This is a genomic window from Mesorhizobium sp. WSM4840, from assembly GCF_055811755.1.
The window spans coordinates 282,823-298,088 of sequence record NZ_JBVVQD010000004.1 but is presented as its reverse complement, the minus strand read 5'-3'; the positions used below and the strand labels follow the sequence as shown (position 1 = coordinate 298,088).

At 60.6% G+C, this 15,266-nt stretch carries 15 protein-coding genes, 1 tRNA gene and 1 riboswitch; of the genes, 7 read left to right on the top strand and 9 right to left on the bottom strand.

Annotated features, from left to right (window positions below; translation table 11 throughout):
• Window positions 1-241: 241 nt before the first annotated feature.
• Genes cobO through AC0L3I_RS08985 form a run of 4 tightly spaced genes read right to left on the bottom strand, consistent with a single transcriptional unit; the run spans window position 242 to window position 2,340 of the window.
• On the bottom strand, window positions 242-856 hold the full coding sequence (gene cobO / locus AC0L3I_RS09000) for a cob(I)yrinic acid a,c-diamide adenosyltransferase (protein ID WP_473526670.1): 615 nt from the start codon (window positions 854-856) through the stop codon (window positions 242-244).
• Window position 857: 1 nt separating this feature from the next.
• On the bottom strand, window positions 858-1,355 hold the full coding sequence (cobU, locus tag AC0L3I_RS08995) for a bifunctional adenosylcobinamide kinase/adenosylcobinamide-phosphate guanylyltransferase (RefSeq protein WP_473526678.1): 498 nt from the start codon (window positions 1,353-1,355) through the stop codon (window positions 858-860).
• A 22-nt stretch (window positions 1,356-1,377) separates the two neighbouring features.
• Window positions 1,378-2,145: a CbtA family protein gene (locus AC0L3I_RS08990; protein ID WP_473526669.1), complete on the bottom strand. Its 768-nt coding sequence runs from the start codon at window positions 2,143-2,145 to the stop codon at window positions 1,378-1,380.
• Between the two features lie 15 nt (window positions 2,146-2,160).
• Window positions 2,161-2,340 carry a CbtB domain-containing protein gene (locus AC0L3I_RS08985; protein ID WP_473526668.1) on the bottom strand — a complete coding sequence of 60 codons (180 nt, stop codon included), beginning with the start codon at window positions 2,338-2,340 and terminating at the stop codon, window positions 2,161-2,163.
• Window positions 2,341-2,377: 37 nt separating this feature from the next.
• A riboswitch (cobalamin riboswitch) is annotated at window positions 2,378-2,578 on the bottom strand.
• Window positions 2,579-2,928: 350 nt separating this feature from the next.
• Between AC0L3I_RS08985 and AC0L3I_RS08980 the strand changes: the two genes are divergently transcribed.
• Both AC0L3I_RS08980 and AC0L3I_RS08975 read left to right on the top strand, forming a co-directional pair.
• A complete protein-coding gene (locus tag AC0L3I_RS08980; protein ID WP_473526667.1) occupies window positions 2,929-3,921 on the top strand; it encodes an acetyltransferase domain-containing protein in 993 nt (330 codons plus the stop codon).
• Window positions 3,918-4,424, top strand: a complete 507-nt coding sequence (locus AC0L3I_RS08975) for a methyltransferase family protein (protein ID WP_473526666.1) — start codon at window positions 3,918-3,920, stop codon at window positions 4,422-4,424. The genes AC0L3I_RS08980 and AC0L3I_RS08975 overlap by 4 nt, the downstream gene beginning before the upstream one ends.
• Window positions 4,425-4,511: 87 nt before the next feature.
• On the opposite strand, the gene AC0L3I_RS08970 is transcribed toward AC0L3I_RS08975, so the two are convergent.
• Together AC0L3I_RS08970 and mgtE are read right to left on the bottom strand one after the other, a co-directional pair.
• Window positions 4,512-4,898: a MerR family transcriptional regulator gene (locus tag AC0L3I_RS08970; protein ID WP_023685221.1), complete on the bottom strand. Its 387-nt coding sequence runs from the start codon at window positions 4,896-4,898 to the stop codon at window positions 4,512-4,514.
• Between the two features lie 149 nt (window positions 4,899-5,047).
• The gene (gene mgtE / locus AC0L3I_RS08965; RefSeq protein ID WP_473526665.1) at window positions 5,048-6,478 is read right to left on the bottom strand and encodes a magnesium transporter; all 1,431 of its coding nucleotides are present in this window, start codon (window positions 6,476-6,478) and stop codon (window positions 5,048-5,050) included.
• Window positions 6,479-7,030: 552 nt separating this feature from the next.
• On the opposite strand from mgtE, the gene AC0L3I_RS08960 reads away from it, so the two are divergent.
• The gene (locus AC0L3I_RS08960; RefSeq protein WP_473485371.1) at window positions 7,031-8,368 is read left to right on the top strand and encodes a glycosyltransferase family 4 protein; all 1,338 of its coding nucleotides are present in this window, start codon (window positions 7,031-7,033) and stop codon (window positions 8,366-8,368) included.
• A complete protein-coding gene (locus tag AC0L3I_RS08955) occupies window positions 8,365-9,120 on the top strand; it encodes an HAD-IIB family hydrolase (RefSeq protein WP_473526664.1) in 756 nt (251 codons plus the stop codon). Before AC0L3I_RS08960 ends, AC0L3I_RS08955 begins: the two co-directional genes overlap by 4 nt.
• Before the next feature lie 22 nt (window positions 9,121-9,142).
• Here AC0L3I_RS08955 and AC0L3I_RS08950 read toward each other — a convergent pair whose 3' ends face one another.
• The gene (locus tag AC0L3I_RS08950) at window positions 9,143-10,858 is read right to left on the bottom strand and encodes a GH32 C-terminal domain-containing protein (RefSeq protein ID WP_473526663.1); all 1,716 of its coding nucleotides are present in this window, start codon (window positions 10,856-10,858) and stop codon (window positions 9,143-9,145) included.
• Between the two features lie 331 nt (window positions 10,859-11,189).
• A complete protein-coding gene (locus tag AC0L3I_RS08945) occupies window positions 11,190-12,209 on the bottom strand; it encodes a phosphatase PAP2 family protein (protein ID WP_473526662.1) in 1,020 nt (339 codons plus the stop codon).
• Between AC0L3I_RS08945 and AC0L3I_RS08940 the strand changes: the two genes are divergently transcribed.
• Together AC0L3I_RS08940 and AC0L3I_RS08935 are read left to right on the top strand one after the other, a co-directional pair.
• A complete protein-coding gene (locus AC0L3I_RS08940; RefSeq protein ID WP_473526661.1) occupies window positions 12,208-12,711 on the top strand; it encodes a cupin domain-containing protein in 504 nt (167 codons plus the stop codon). The genes AC0L3I_RS08945 and AC0L3I_RS08940 overlap by 2 nt on opposite strands.
• Window positions 12,615-13,508, top strand: coding sequence for a dihydrodipicolinate synthase family protein (locus AC0L3I_RS08935; RefSeq protein WP_473526677.1), 894 nt, complete (start codon window positions 12,615-12,617; stop codon window positions 13,506-13,508). Before AC0L3I_RS08940 ends, AC0L3I_RS08935 begins: the two co-directional genes overlap by 97 nt.
• 280 nt (window positions 13,509-13,788) lie before the next feature.
• Here AC0L3I_RS08935 and AC0L3I_RS08930 read toward each other — a convergent pair.
• Window positions 13,789-13,873: transfer RNA gene (locus AC0L3I_RS08930), tRNA-Leu, on the bottom strand.
• Window positions 13,874-14,053: 180 nt separating this feature from the next.
• Between AC0L3I_RS08930 and lipB the strand changes: the two genes are divergently transcribed.
• Window positions 14,054-14,797, top strand: coding sequence for a lipoyl(octanoyl) transferase LipB (gene lipB, locus AC0L3I_RS08925; RefSeq protein ID WP_473526660.1), 744 nt, complete (start codon window positions 14,054-14,056; stop codon window positions 14,795-14,797).
• Window positions 14,798-15,266: the final 469 nt, after the last annotated feature.

The following is a 15,266-nucleotide window of genomic DNA, read 5'->3' as shown; positions in this document are numbered from 1 at the left end:
GATGGCCGCCTTGAAAAGGCCCCTTGACAGCGAAAGCCCCATACAAGGTGGCTCGGCGAAGCCGAGACGGAGAGGGGAACCGCGCTCTACGAAGGCCCCTCTCCGGCCGCTTCGCGGCCACCTCTCCCCCCGCTTCGCGGTGGGCGAGGAACCCAGGTCTTGAGACCCCCTCTGCCCTGCCGGCCATCTCCCCGCAAGGAGGAGATCGGCCGCTTCGCCGATGAAGCCTCCTTCGGAGTGTTCAAAACTCTATGCCTTGCTGCGCCTTCACGCCGGCGGAAAAGTGATGTTTGGTCACGCCCATCTCGGTGACCAGATCGGCGGCATCGACCAGCGCCGGTTTGGCGTTGCGGCCGGTGACGACGACATGCAGGTTTTCGCGGCGCCCTTTCAGCGACGCCACCACTTTGTCGAGATCGAGATAATTGTAGCGCAGCGCGATATTCAGCTCGTCGAGCACCAGAAGGCTGATCGATGGATCGGCCATCAGTTCGAGCGCCTTGGCCCAGGCGGACTCGGCGGCGGCGATATCGCGCTTCAGATCCTGCGTCTCCCAGGTGAAACCCTCGCCCATCGTGTGCCAGACGACCCGGTCGCCGAAGGCGGCAAAGGCGTCCTTCTCGCCGGTGTGCCATTTGCCCTTGATGAACTGGACGACGCCGACGCGCCTGCCGTAGCCGAGCATCCTCAGCGCCAGCCCGAAGGCGGCAGTGGTCTTGCCCTTGCCGGGCCCGGTGTTGACGATCAGCAGCCCCTTCTCGACCGTCTTTGCCGCGACCTCTGCGTCCTGCACCGCCTTGCGCTTGGCCATCTTGGCGCGGTGGCGTTCCTCGTCCCTGTCGTCGATATCGGTCATCTCATTTCACCTTGAGCGGCAGTCCCGCCACCATCAGCAGCACTGTGCCGGCGACGGCCGCGACCTGCTGGTTGAGCCGGCCGGCGGCATCGCGAAACCGGCGAGCCAGCGCATTGTCGGGCACGATGCCCTGGCCAACCTCGTTGGAAACCACGAACCATGGCCCGCGCGGCCGCGACAGCACATCGGCCAGCCCTCGGCATTCGGCCTCAATGTCGCGTTCGGCCAGCATATGGTTGGTCAGCCACAGCGTCAGGCAATCGACGAGGACAGGCCGGCCGTCAGGCAACGCCTCAATCGCGCCGACGAGATCGAGTGGCGCGTCGATGGTCGTCCAACCCTCGCCGCGCCGCGACTGATGCAGCGCGATACGCTCGCGCATCTCGTCGTCATAGGCTTGCGCCGTAGCGATATAGGCCCACGGCGCCGGACAGGCCGTCACCAGTCTTTCGGCATGCGCGCTCTTGCCGGAGCGCGCACCGCCGATGACCAGGGTCAGATTGCCGCCGGGAGCAGCGCGATCAGGCAAAGCTGTCGCGCAGGCCGGTCGTGCTGCCGGTCAAGCGGCCGCGCACCACGCCGACGACGGCGCCGAGCACCAGCCAGAACACCAGATTGGTCAGTGTCACCGCCACCACGAACTGGTGGTGCAGGGCTTCCGTGATCGGCGATTCAAAACTGTCGGGCTGCGGCGCGCCGACGATATGCGGCGCCACGATCAACGCCACGGCAAGCAGCGCCAGCGGCAGCGATTTGCGAAAGGCGAGCAGCCCAAGACCGGCCGCGGTCGCTATCACCGTCGCCGTCCACCAGATCTGGCGCTGAGTGAGATCGGCCGCCGGCATCGCCGGCAGTTCGGGCGGCAGGCCGAGGTTCGGAGCCAGCGTGAACACGGCAAAGCCGGCAAGCCCCCATAACAGGCCCTGACGCCAATTGCCGATGCCGCCGGCGAACTCCGAAGCGGCGACCAGGATCAGCGCAAAGCCGATGCCGGTGACGACATTGGCAACGACGTTGAAGGCGAATCGTTCAAAACCGTCAGCCGGCGCCCAGCCTTCGTCTTCCGCAGCCGGAGCGGCCGGTTCGGCGCTACTCATGGCATTGGCGTCCGTGGCGTTCGCAGCCGGCGCCGCGGTATGGTCATGCGTGTGACCACTGCCGGCCTGCTCGTAGACTTCCGCCTTGAGAATGAGCGGCACGGTGGCGTAGGCCTGCATGCAGGCGAGAACGACGCCAGCCACAAGCCCTGCGATCGCCGCGATGAGCACGACGTTGCGAAACAGTGTCATGATGTCGGCCCCTCGTCAGTGGCAGGGAAACGCCATCGAGTGGCGATAGTCGTGGGCGGCATTGTGGACCGTATCGATATGCGAGAAGCCGACAAAGCCCATGACGAAAATGCCGAGAAATGCAGCAAGCGCCAGCTGCACGAAGCGCGACTGCGAGGAGACGGAAGCGCCGAGCGAGACGGAAGCGGTATTCATGTCTTGTCCTTTCGCCCTCCACCCGAGGGCATAGAAATCAGTTCTCCTGTCGCCGGCAGGTCTCCTGGCTCGCGGATCAGCGCCCTTCCCCACCTTCCCGAAGAAACTCTTCAGTGGCATATGGAGAGGACTACCGCACACAGTTGCGGGGGCAGCCACGGCATTGGGCGAATTTTGCCCTTACCGCATTCCCTTTAGAGCGCCGTGCGTCCGAATGGACGCACAAAGGACGCTCTAACACTTAGACTCTGCGCATGACCTTTCCGGAACCGATTCCGGTTCCGGGTTCATGCGCGGCTCCAAACGGAACCGACGACGGCCGCGACTATAGGCAGAATCGCTGCGCCCGGCAAACCAAATTCCGCCAGCGGCCAGCCCGAATGCGCCGTCTCGGGAATCAGCCGGCCGGCGCCACAAGGCCGGAGTGCTGATGCCCGAGGAATATGAACTGCATCGCTTCTAATGGGTGCGTCAGCGGCATACGGCGCTTTCACCGACGCCCTGAGCATCAACGGGATTTGCCCTGTCTTCTTTTGTCCGGGGCAACCATGATAGTCGTCTTGCAGTGCTGAATCAGATTGCGAGACCATGAGCATTTCTACGCCGACCGTTCAGGACCGATCCAAGCGCATCATCGCCATCGACGTCGCCCGCGGCGTCGCTTTGCTTGCCATGGCAAGTTACCATTTCACCTGGGATCTCGAATTCTTTGGCTACACCGATCCCGGCCTGACCGCCTTCGGCTGGTGGAAATTCTACGCGCGCTGCATCGCTTCGACCTTCCTGTTCCTGGTCGGCGTCAGCCTGTTCCTCGCCCATGGCAAACTGATCCGCTGGAACGGCTTCTGGAAACGCTTCGCCATGGTCGCCGGGGCGGCGCTCGCCATATCGGCTGCCACGAGGCTTGCCACGCCGGACAGTTTCATCTTCTTCGGTATCCTGCACGAGATCGCGCTCGCCAGCCTGCTCGGCCTGGCGTTTCTGCGGCTGCCGGCGCTGCTGGCGCTTGCTGTCGCAGCTTTCGTCATCACAGCGCCGCTCTACCTCAGGTCCGAGATCTTCGACCATCCGGCCCTGTGGTGGGTCGGCCTGTCGGCAACCAACCCGCGCTCCAACGATTATGTCCCGCTGTTGCCATGGTTCGGCGCTGTGCTTGCGGGCATCGCGACGGCAAAACTCGCCTCCGCCTCCGGCCTGCTGACGCGGTTGGCAGGCCTGACGCCCGGCAGCTGGACAAATCCGCTGGTCTTTATCGGCCGGCACAGCCTCGCCTTCTATCTGATCCACCAGCCGGTGCTGATCGGCTCGATCTGGCTTTTTTCGCAAGTCATGCCGGCACCGGTCGAGACCAGGCAGGTCACCTTCCTGAAAGAATGCCAGACTTCGTGCGAGCAATCGCGCGACACGGAGTTCTGCTCCAGCTATTGTGTGTGCATGCTCGATACACTCGAGGGCGAGGCCACGCTTGATCAGCTCTACCGCAACGACCAGGCTGCGGAATGGAAGGCACATCTCGACGAGCTCGCCGGCGCCTGCACTGCCAAAGCCGACAGCACTTTGATGGAGGGAGGAGCACAATGACCGACCATCAACAGAAACCTGGGCAACAGAAACCGGGGCAGCCGAAACCGGGGTTTATACCGTGGCCGCCGCTGATCTATGTCGCGGCCATCGCCGTCAGCATCGCGCTTGGCTTGCTCTATCCGCTGCCATGGATCGGCGGCCTTCTGGGCGACATCCTGTTCGCGGCCGGCTGGGTGGCATTGTTCGGCGTCGTCGCACTCTGGTTCACGGCAATCCGCACCATGATCCGGGCAAAGACGACGCTCCACCCAAACGCCGTGCCGGATCACCTGGTCACATCTGGCCCCTTCGCCGTCAGCCGCAACCCGATATATCTGGCCAACACGCTGCTGATGATCGGCGTCGCCCTTATCTCGGGGATCGTATGGTTCCTGCCGCTGGCGATCATCGCCGCCTTCGCAACGCAGAAGATGGCGATCGAGGGCGAGGAAAGAGTTCTGACGGCGAAATTCGGCAAGAAATACCGGGATTACGCTAAAAAGGTGCGGCGCTGGATTTGAGGCGTGCGGCAAGGTCTTTTTAAGAATTCGCTCTGGCAGAAAACCACACTAGCTGGCCGCCAGAGTAGAATTGTCAAAAAAGGCCGCTCACGTGTTGACGCCGAGCTCCACCAATCGCTCGACGCAGGATTCCTCGGCCTGATCGAGTTCCGCCAGCGTCTCTTCGAGGTCGCGGCGCTTCTGGCGCAGATCCTCGCGCTTTTCCTCGATGCGTTTGATCATCAGGTTGAGCTGACCGACCTCCCCGGGCGGCTCCTTGTACATCTGGATGATTTCGCGGATTTCGTTGATCGAAAAGCCGAGCCTCTTGCCGCGCATGATCTGGCGGATGAGATGCCGGTCCGACGGGCGAAACAGCCGCGTGCGGCCGCGCCGCACCGGCTGCACCAGCCCTTCGTCCTCGTAGAAGCGCAGCGTCCGCGTCGAAACATCGAATTCGCGGGTCAGTTCGGTTATCGAATAATATTCCCGCATCGTCACTCCAAAAGCCCGGATAGCGGCGCGATCGCCCATTATGCGGCGATGCCCTTCATTCACAAAAGGGCTCGTCCCGCACCGGAATCGACCGGTAGCTCTCCATCGAAACCTCGCACGCAACTTACGTAAAAGTCAATTGAAGGGCCTTATCCGACTCCCGCGCCCAGATGCAGCCACCAGGTGGCAAGGCTAAGGAAGGCGAGGAAACCGATAACGTCGGTAATCATCGTCGTGAAGATTGATGATGAAATCGCCGGATCGGCGCCGAGCCTGTCGAGGAACAGCGGAAGCAGAATGCCACCGAGTGCCGCAGCCAGCATGTTGACGATCATCGCCGCGGCAATGACGAAACCGAGATCGGGATTGTGAAACCAGAAGCCGGCGACCAGCCCGAGGATCGTTGCAATGACCATGCCATTCAGCAGGCCGACCACAACCTCGCGGCGAATGACGCGACCGGCATTGTAGATATCGAGGTCGCGTGTGGCGAGCGCGCGCACGGTCACTGTCATCGTCTGCGTACCGGCGTTGCCGCCCAGCGAGGCGACGATCGGCATCAGTGCGGCAAGTGCGACCATTTCCTCGATCGTTGCACCAAACATACTGATCACCGAGGCCGAGATGAAGGCCGTACCGAGATTGACGAGCAGCCACGGAACGCGCGAGCGCGAAGTCGAAAGAATGCTGTCCGACAGTTCTTCGTCGCCGACACCGCCCATGCGCAGCAGATCCTCCTCGGCCTCCTGCTGGATGACGTCGACCACGTCGTCGATGGTCAGCACGCCGACCAGCCGCTCGTTCTCGTCGACGACGGCGGCGGAGAGAAGGTCGTATTGTTCGAATTCGCGCGCTGCCTCTTCCTGGTCCATCGTGGCCGGAATGGCGTGCCTGGTCTCATGCATGACCTCTTCGACCTTGATCGAGCGCTTAGTGCGCAGGATCTGGTCGAGATCGATGGCGCCGAGCAGCTTGAAGCTCGGATCGATGACGAAAATCTGGCTGAAGCGGTCGGGAAGGTTATTGTCCTCGCGCATATAGTCGATGGTCTGGCCGATCGTCCAGAACGGCGGCACCGCGACGAACTCCGTCTGCATGCGGCGGCCGGCGGTCTCTTCGGGATAGTCGAGCGAGCGGCGCAGCCTGATCCGCTCGGTGAACGGCAGTTGCGACAGGATCTCGTCCTGGTCTTCCTTTTCGAGATCCTCAAGAATGTAGACCGCGTCGTCGGAATCGAGATCCTGCACCCCCTGGGCAATCTGCGCGTTGGGCAGACTGTCGACGATGTCGCGGCGGATCGCCTCGTCGACCTCGGTCAGCGCGGAAAAGTCGAAATCGGCGCCCAACAAGTCGACCAGCGCGCGGCGTTGTTCGGGATGAAGCGCCTCGAGCAGATCGCCGAGTTCCGATTGGTGCAGGTCGTCAACTTCACGCTTCAGCGTCAGCGTGTCGCGATCGGCGATCGCTGCGCCGATCTGGGCCAAGAACGACGACAGAATGGCGCCGTCCTCGCCATAAATGTCGGCATGGCTGCCGTCAGCGGCCCTGGCGCCGGTCGTCTGTTCGTCCTGGCTTTCCACCAGCGCCTCCCGCCATCAGAATTCCGGAAAAGGTGCCTGTCACGTCTAGAACATTGGACCCAGAAGTGGAAACCGGTTTTGGGAAAAATCCGATGCTCAAACACAAAGATAGTGCGGCGGCACGATTCGACCTGAGAGTCCGCCTCTATGGCGCAACGCGTGGGAATATCAAACGAAATACGCCCTTCCCCGCCGTGGAGCGAAGGCTGGTGCAACCGGATCGCCCGACAGACGTTGATGCCGCACTCGGCCCTCTCCTCAAGGACGCGAAGGCTCAGGCGATGAGGTCAGAGACCAACGGGCGCAAGGGATGACAGACTGATCGAAATGGAAGCCGTTGGACACCGTAAATCCTCGAAGAACCGTCGAACGTCGATTCCAGGCAACTCGGTGACCGAAATATGCGACAGAGCCGGTTTGCCTTACCATAACGTCAAATGCGTTGACCTGAGCGCATGCTCGGAATTTGCGAATGGAGGGTGGAATCCTTATAGTTGTGAATTGGCGCACGCTTTCGACTGCGGGCGTGCAGAATCGTAGAGAAGGATACAGATGCCGGACGTCAACTCGGATGCGGCGACACCTCGAATTGCACTCATTTCAACCCACGGCTACGTAGCTGCCAACGCACCACTCGGCGCGGCCGATACCGGCGGACAGGTGGTCTACGTCCTGGAACTTGCAAAAAAGCTGGCCCAGTTGGGCTATGCTGTCGATATCTGGACGCGGCGATTTGAAGACCAGCCTCCTGTCGATGAAGTGGCAGACGGGGTTCGTGTCCTGCGTGTCGCCTGTGGCGGACGCGATTTTATTCCGAAGGAATATCTTCACCGCCACCTTCTCGAGTGGTGTGAAAACGCGCTGCGCCTGATTCGCAGGGAAAACCTCTCCTACGACTTCATCAACAGCCACTACTGGGATGCGGGCGTGGCGGGGCAGCGACTGTCGGAAGCGCTCACTATCCCGCACATCCATACGCCGCATTCCCTCGGCATATGGAAGCAGCGCCAGATGAAGACGGATTACCCGGACAAGGCCGATACATTCGAGGCCGAGTTCAATTTCACCGAGCGTATAAAGCACGAGACGATCATCTATCGAAGCTGCGCCATGGTGATTGCAACAACGCCGCCGCAGGTGGATATGCTGATCGAGGACTACAGTCTCGAGCGCGACCGCGTGCATATGATCCCGCCCGGTTACGACGACAACCGGTTCTTCCCCGTCAGCGAGGCGTCTCGCCGGTTGATCCGCCATCGGCTCGGCTTCGAAGGGCGAACGATCCTGGCGCTCGGCCGGCTCGCCACCAACAAGGGCTACGACCTGCTGATCGATGCGTTTTCCGTGGTGGCGCCGCGTGTGCCGGATGCGGTCCTGAGGCTCGCTGTCGGCGGCGAGAACATGGACGAGCAGGAACAAAAGATCCTGAACCAGCTCAAGGAACAGGTTGAACAGCTAGGCTTGCAGGACCGTGTCGTCTTCTCAGGCTATGTTGCCGACGAGGATCTGGCCGACACTTATCGGGCGGCGGACATGTTCGTCCTGTCAAGTCGCTACGAGCCGTTCGGCATGACCGCGATCGAGGCGATGGCCTGCGGAACGCCCACCGTGGTTACGATCCATGGCGGCCTCTATCGCGGGATCAGCTATGGCCGACATGCGCTCTTCGGTGATCCGTTCGACAAGGAGGATCTCGGCATCACCATCGTCAAGCCTATGAAGCACCCGCGCCTCTACGGTCGCCTGGGCCGCATGGGTGCGCACAAGGCGCGCAGCCTGTTCACCTGGACAGGTATCGCGCAGCAGTTGGTCAGCCTTGTCGAAGGACGTCCGGTGTTGAAGGCGGTCGACGACCATGATTGGGACGAACCTTGGAACGACGGCGATTGAAACCGATCGCGCTTCTATCAAGTGATCTCGACGGGACTCTGGCGGGTGATCCGCCGGCGACGTCACGCTTTCGGTTAAAATGGGAAGCGCTCGATCCCGAGCACCGGCCGGTTCTCGTCTACAACAGCGGTCGTCTGGCCGACGACATTTTGAACTTCGTCGATGAAGTCGCCCTGCCAGCGCCGGACTACGTGATCGGCGGTGTCGGTACGATGCTCGCCGGTCCGCGGCACACCTCGCGCCTCGGGCATTTTACCCAGAGGTTTTCGGAAGGCTGGTCTCTTGAAAAAGTCGATGCGGTGCTCGGATCGCTCGAAGACACCGTCCGCCAACCCGACGGCTATCAACACGCCTTCAAATCGAGTTGGTACCTGCACGACGCAAGTCCGGAAGCCCTTGCCAGCATCGAGCGCGCTCTGGCCGAGGCCGGCCTGTCAGTGACGATGATTTATTCGAGTGGACGCGATCTCGACATCCTGCCGCGTTCAGCAGACAAGGGGCAGGCGCTGGCCTGGCTCTGCAATGAACTCGGCATCGGTCTGGATGAGGTGGTGGTCGCCGGCGATACCAACAACGATCGCAGTATGTTCGACCTGCCGGGTGCGCGCGGGATCGTCGTCGCCAATGCCCTTCCCGAACTGCTTGACATGGCTCGGGACAACCCGCTGATTTACAGCGCGAAGAAACAGTTCGCCCTTGGCGTCGTCGAAGGCCTTGCTCATTGGTCGGTGTTTGCGGACGCCCAATCCTGAACCGGAAATATTGATCTCCTTGTCACGGTTTGAGCGCCCATACCGTCGCGTGTAGAACGGCACCCGCTTCGGCGATGAGACGTGCGGATTGTACCGGCTCAAAACCGCTGATCCGTTTCGTGCCAGCCCAACGACCGCGATCCGCAAAAACCTCGATCGATCCATAGTCGAGGAATATCCGCAGCCGTTTTGGACGGGCTCCCTTGGCGATGTAGTGAGGAGATTGAGCTGCGCCGCCGTCTTCATGGCAAATGGCAAGTCCCTCGTCGTCGACGACAACCTCGAGGCGAACAGTTGGATGATGCAGCTTCAGGCGGAAATGGGCACCCGGCCTTTCCAACTCGAACAGGATTTCGACCGCGCCATTGATAAAGCTTACCTGCTCTCCGGCTGCAAGGCGTGTTCGGTCCAGAATATGGCTCCGCAGGCTCTCGGCAGCACCGATGGGCGGGGTATGCAACTCGCCTGCAGACAGATGGATATTGCGAGGCAACGTCATGGCTGTGGGGAAATCGATCGCCGGTCCGGTATCGGCCCAGTTGGCAAGCCATCCTATACCGACAATGGCATCACCGTCGACGAAGGCCTGGAAGGCGTAATTATCTGTCCCGAAGTCCAGTTCCTGTTCGAATTCCTTGGCAAAGGTCTGACCATCGAACCAACCGACAATGGCTATTGTCAGGTTCTTGCGCCGGGTGGACTGGTCCTCACTGTTCATCAGCCCGAGAATTAGAACCCAGCGCGTCGCGGGATCGGTCGCAGGCCCGTCGAGCGGCAGCAGACAGGGACATTCGATCGCCGTCGTCCGATAGTGTTTCTCGACCAGAAGCTTGCCGATGTATGTCCAGCCGGTGGCGGCCGTATGGTCATGGGTTTCGTAGAGCAGGACAACGCCGCCCTCATCGCTCTGGCTGCCCAGCAGCATTTTCCAATGGCCATCCGGTCCCTTGAAGACGTACGGGTCGCGAAAATCGGTGGTCAATCCCTCGTCAAGCGGGCGGTAGGGCAGGATGACGTCGGCATTTCCCGCCGTGATGAGGTCGCTGGAAGTGGCAGTGAGCTGGATTTGCTGTTCCGGGATACGATCCTGTACCTGCTCGGTGAAAAAGACGCGAATACCCGGGCCATCGGCAAGCGGGACGGCTGAGCCGGAATATGCACCGCCCCGTTTGTCGGGCCTTGCGGTAAGATCTTCCGACGGGAACAGGAAGATGGGCATGTGACGCCACCGCAAATAGTCGGAAGATACGGCGTGGCCCCAATGCATCGTATTCCACCGAAGTCCATGGGAATAATGCTGGTAAAAGAGATGTGGGCGACCTCCAAACCGACCGAATCCGTTTGGATCGTTCATCCAGCCGAACGGCGGGCGAAAATGATAGCTGTCAGGGATGTTCGGCGGCGCATTTCCGGGATTGGTGTGGAGAACTGTAATGCCTGTCTCCAGCACGTCGGCCAATGCGAACCAGTAGGCAACCGATACCGATGTTTGATCCGTGTCGTAGTCCAGTTCGACACTGCCGCCGCCGAAGACGTGAAAAATTCTGAATTCATACTCTTCGGCGTTCGTAACGCTCACCTCGCCGAACTTGCCACGGACATTGGAAAAAGACAGCGAGCCCGGAGCGTCCGGCTTGGTCGCCTTAAGCCAGATATGGAACGTGGCGTTGACTGGCAGGTCGGCATGCAGGCTTCGAATGGTGTCCCCTCCTGCAATCCTCACCTGGATGTCATTCATAAGGATGGCTCCGTTCCGTGCGGCTTTCCCGGACAGATCGAGTATCAAACCGGGTTCTCAACCTCGAAATGCGTTGCAGAAGGTTAAGGCTGGATTTTGACTTTGGCAAAGTCATTCCCCCGATCGACAGTTTCTTGACTTCAATCGCTGCGCGGATCGCGCCTGATCTCGCGGCCGAAGAAGGATGACAGCCCGGAGAGCATGATTGCATTGTCCGACAGCGCAAGACTTCTCTTTCCGCGAGTTTCGACCTCGCGGATTTGTCGTCCCTTATGCAGAGGGCGACGCCCAGTTAACCAGCGCTGTGCCCCTGGCTGACATTGCCAGGCACCTAACCTTCTATGGGTTGGCGTATCGCAAACTGTGACTCGATCTGCGCTGGCTGGCGTCCGGTCACCCACCAGATCACCGACACCACGATGATGGAGACGTAGCCGTCAACAGCGTAGTGCCATCCGGTATATACCGAACCGTACATTATCAGGGCTGCGAACATCCAACCGAGAATACCGAGCCAGAGATTGAGGGAAGAAAGCAGATAGGCATTCAGTGTGGCAAAGGCGACGTGCATGCTTGGCATAGCCGAGATGCCACCGCCAAGGTCTGGCCGGCCGCTCTGGTAAGCCGTCAGAAGATATGCAGCGGGCTCCCGCACCATGTGGCTATAGTCGAGACCGTCCATGGCGGCGTTGAGTCCGTTGAAGCGGTCCTCGCCAACAAACTGGTGGTAGTAGATCGGCCCAACCGATGCCAGCGCCAAGGCCAGCACAGTGCCGAGGATGGATAACGTCAGCGCGGCTGCCCAGAGGTAGCGGACGCGGCCAATCTTGTCCGACCAGAGAGACACGAAAAGCATCGTGCCGAACCACTGGAAAAACCAAATGACCTCATAGCTGTTGAAGACGACGATTGACCAAATGTTGCTGTCGAGCCTGTGCGTGAGTTCCCACGGCGCTGTCCCGTGCAACCATTCATCCAGATCGGCTAACCAGTTGTCCGCATAGAATGGAACGACGGACGGGATGGCCATCTTGTAGGTAGAGAACGCGGTCAAGCTGGCAAAGAAGAACAGCAGCACCAGCAAACAGCCACGCCAGCGCGCTCGGACCAAATCTACGGCGTAGCGAGTTGGTTTTCCTCGACCATAAATAAGCGCAGCGGAACAGACACCAGCAACAAACAAGATCGGAATACCGGCGGCGAACTTCTGGGCATAAACCAGCGTTAGGTGGAAGAAAGACTGTGGACTTATCGCAGACGCGCACATCACGTAGATTGCTAGAAAGAACGCAAGGCGCAATGACCATTTTGTCGATGGGCTGTAGTCCCCCGTCTCCGCAATTAAGAGCATGCTAATTTACCAAGGTTCAAATGCCGACATCGGTAGCATTATGAATGTGATAGCGAAGCAAGCTTACCATGCGGTTACTTCAATGCCTGGCTGTCACTCAAAAGATGCCTCCGTTCCGCACTGGCACGTCAACGAGCAGATCCTTGTCATGGTATCGGGCATGTGTAAGCTCACCATTGACGGCAAGATCTTCGACGCACATCCGGGCGACCTTCTTTTCTTTCCCGCCGGCCCCCGCCATTGCGCGATCGGCAAGGGACCGGAAGGCTGCGTCCATTACAAAATCTTCGCGCCCGCCCGTCCGGACCAACTGCCGGGTTGGATCGGACCATCGGTCCTACGACTGAAAGCTGAATTTAGGAGGATCTCATGGCCATCGGTCCTGACACCAAAGCTGTCTACACCATTGCCCCGACGCCGTTCGAGGCGGATGGCAAGATCGACTGGGAATCACTTGATTCGATGGTCGATTTCTACGAGCGCTGCGGCGTCGATGGGATGACAATCCTCGGCATCATGGGTGAGGCCCCGAAGCTCGACGCCGGCGAATCGCTCGAGATCGTCAAACGTATCGTGGCGCGCACTAAGCTGCCGGTCATCGTCGGCGTCTCCGCCCCTGGCTTCGCCGCCATGCGCAGCCTTGCGCGCGCCTCGATGGAGGTTGGCGCGCAGGGCGTGATGATTGCGCCGCCGCCGGCGCTGCGCACCGACGACCAGATCGTCACCTATTTCCGCAACGCATCCGAAGCGGCCGGCGAGGATGTGCCTTTCGTCCTGCAGGACTATCCGCTGACCCTCTCGGTCGTCATGACGCCGGCCGTCATCCGCCGCATCGTCACCGACAATCCGGCCTGCTTCATGCTCAAGCACGAGGACTGGCCGGGCCTGGAGAAGATCAGCGCGCTGCGCGGCTTTCAGAAGGACGGCTTGCTGCGGCCGCTGTCCATCCTCACCGGTAATGGCGGCCTCTTCCTCGACTTCGAGATGGAGCGCGGCGCCGATGGCGCGATGACCGGCTACGCCTTCCCCGATATGCTGGTCGACGTGGTGAAACTGTCTGCCGCCGGCGAGCGCGACAAAGCGCACGATCTTTTCGACGCCCACCTGCCCTATCTGCGCTATGAACAGCAACCCGGCGTGGGACTTGCGGTACGCAAATATGTGATGATGAAGCGGGGTGCCATCGCGTCCGACGCCCAGCGCAAGCCGGGCAGTGCGTTGTCGGCGGCGGCCAGACAAGAGGTCGACTACCTGCTCTCGCGGCTGGAAAGCCGCGTCCGCAAACAAGCCTCGACATAACGCAACTAGCGGGCTATTCGCCGCGCAATCACATCATAGATAGCCGCGTGAGCGCTTGCGTTAAAAGCGCACTTTCCCAATGGTCCGCTTCGCGGCACGGTTCGGTCTTTGAAGCAGCTGGCATTTGATGACGGGGCAAACCACGCGGCTAGTGCGCGGCATTCCGCGCCCAAACCACCCGCAGGTCCGCACAGTGTTTCAGCTTGCACAAACAGTCTTGGGAAGAACTGCAGGGAAACACAAAATTGCGCAATAAAAATAACAGCTTATTGGATAAAGCTGGTGCGGTCGAGAAGACTCGAACTTCCACGGGTTGCCCCACAGCGACCTCAACGCTGCGCGTCTACCAATTCCGCCACGACCGCACGTGGTAGGAGCCGAAACGAACCGGCTCGCGGCGTGTAGCAAATCGTTTCCGGCGAAACAAGGGCGCGTCGCGCAATAATTGCCCGGCATTCGGCATAACCCTCCAAAGGGGCTAGAACGTGCCCGGAACTGGACGTTTCAACAGATTGTCGCCATATGTGGGCGACACGAGACACACCATGACAGAACGCAGCCAGATCGCCACGTCGTTCCTGCCCCTGCCCGGTTCGGCGCCGGTCGAATGGCGGATCGAACCCGGCCTCACCGCCTATCCGGATGCGCTTGCCGTGATGGAGGCGCGTGCCGACGCGATCCGAAGCGGCGCCGCCGGCGAGATGGTCTGGCTGGTCGAGCACCCGCCGCTCTACACCGCCGGCACCAGCGCCCGCATCGAGGATCTGATCGAGCCGGACCGTTTCCCGGTGTTCGCGGCCGGGCGCGGCGGCGAATACACCTATCATGGGCCAGGCCAGCGGGTCGCTTATGTGATGCTCGACCTGAAGCGTCGGCGCGAGGATGTCCGCGCCTTCGTCGCCGCGCTTGAACAATGGATCATCGGCACGCTCGCCGCCTTCAACGTGCGCGGCGAACGGCGCGAGGACCGCGTCGGCGTCTGGGTGGCGCGACCGGATCGCCCGCCCCTGGTCGACGGATCGCTCGCCGAGGACAAGATCGGCGCCATCGGCATCAGGCTGAGGCGCTGGGTAAGCTTTCACGGTATCGCCATCAATGTCGAGCCGGATCTCGCCCACTTCAGCGGCATCGTGCCGTGCGGCGTACAGGATCACGGCATCACCAGTCTCGTCGATCTCGGTCTTCCCATAACGATGGCCGATCTCGACCTCGCGCTAAAATCCGCCTTCGAGGATGTCTTCGGACCCGCGGCACCTTTGCTTGTCGAGTTGGCCCGCAAGATCGGCTGACAAAGCGGCGCTGAACCACCGAGCTCCGACGCCGCCCCTCACCCCGTGAAGAACGGGGCGCGCTGCGTCACATCGCTCCGATCCAGATCGCCATGGAAATGAGAAACGTGCTCATGCACACCAGTGACACGACATCCTGAACAAGACCGGTCATAACTCTCTCCTGTTTTCAGTATGTTCGTATTTTGTTCTAATTTTGTTCGAATGTCAACGACCGCAATCAGAGCGTGTCGCGAAATTCGGGCGCTCAGTTCGGCAGGGTTAAGGAAAGGTTGAGAACGGATTTCGCTGTTTCCGCGCTGGTTGTGGCGAAAAATGCAGCCAGACGGCACGCTGGCGATCAGCCCGTTAGTTGTATCGAGATTCAGGTCAGGCCGAGCCAGAGTCGAAGACGGGCGCGAAGCGACCAGACTGGGTGGGTTCCGAGAACCGGAACCGAGCGTACTGTTGGGTACGGTACCGGAAGCGC

What these genes read in the sequence shown, in the direction of transcription:
- AC0L3I_RS08980 (WP_473526667.1), top strand. Translation starts at nt 2,929, where the DNA reads ATGAGCATTTCTACGCCGACCGTTCAGGACCGATCCAAGCGCATCATC.
- AC0L3I_RS08970 (WP_023685221.1), bottom strand. Translation starts at nt 4,898, where the DNA reads ATGCGGGAATATTATTCGATAACCGAACTGACCCGCGAATTCGATGTT.
- AC0L3I_RS08975 (WP_473526666.1), top strand. Translation starts at nt 3,918, where the DNA reads ATGACCGACCATCAACAGAAACCTGGGCAACAGAAACCGGGGCAGCCG.
- AC0L3I_RS08985 (WP_473526668.1), bottom strand. Translation starts at nt 2,340, where the DNA reads ATGAATACCGCTTCCGTCTCGCTCGGCGCTTCCGTCTCCTCGCAGTCG.
- cobO (WP_473526670.1), bottom strand. Translation starts at nt 856, where the DNA reads ATGACCGATATCGACGACAGGGACGAGGAACGCCACCGCGCCAAGATG.
- AC0L3I_RS08940 (WP_473526661.1), top strand. Translation starts at nt 12,208, where the DNA reads ATGCTAATTTACCAAGGTTCAAATGCCGACATCGGTAGCATTATGAAT.
- AC0L3I_RS08960 (WP_473485371.1), top strand. Translation starts at nt 7,031, where the DNA reads ATGCCGGACGTCAACTCGGATGCGGCGACACCTCGAATTGCACTCATT.
- AC0L3I_RS08990 (WP_473526669.1), bottom strand. Translation starts at nt 2,145, where the DNA reads ATGACACTGTTTCGCAACGTCGTGCTCATCGCGGCGATCGCAGGGCTT.
- AC0L3I_RS08950 (WP_473526663.1), bottom strand. Translation starts at nt 10,858, where the DNA reads ATGAATGACATCCAGGTGAGGATTGCAGGAGGGGACACCATTCGAAGC.
- lipB (WP_473526660.1), top strand. Translation starts at nt 14,054, where the DNA reads ATGACAGAACGCAGCCAGATCGCCACGTCGTTCCTGCCCCTGCCCGGT.
- AC0L3I_RS08945 (WP_473526662.1), bottom strand. Translation starts at nt 12,209, where the DNA reads ATGCTCTTAATTGCGGAGACGGGGGACTACAGCCCATCGACAAAATGG.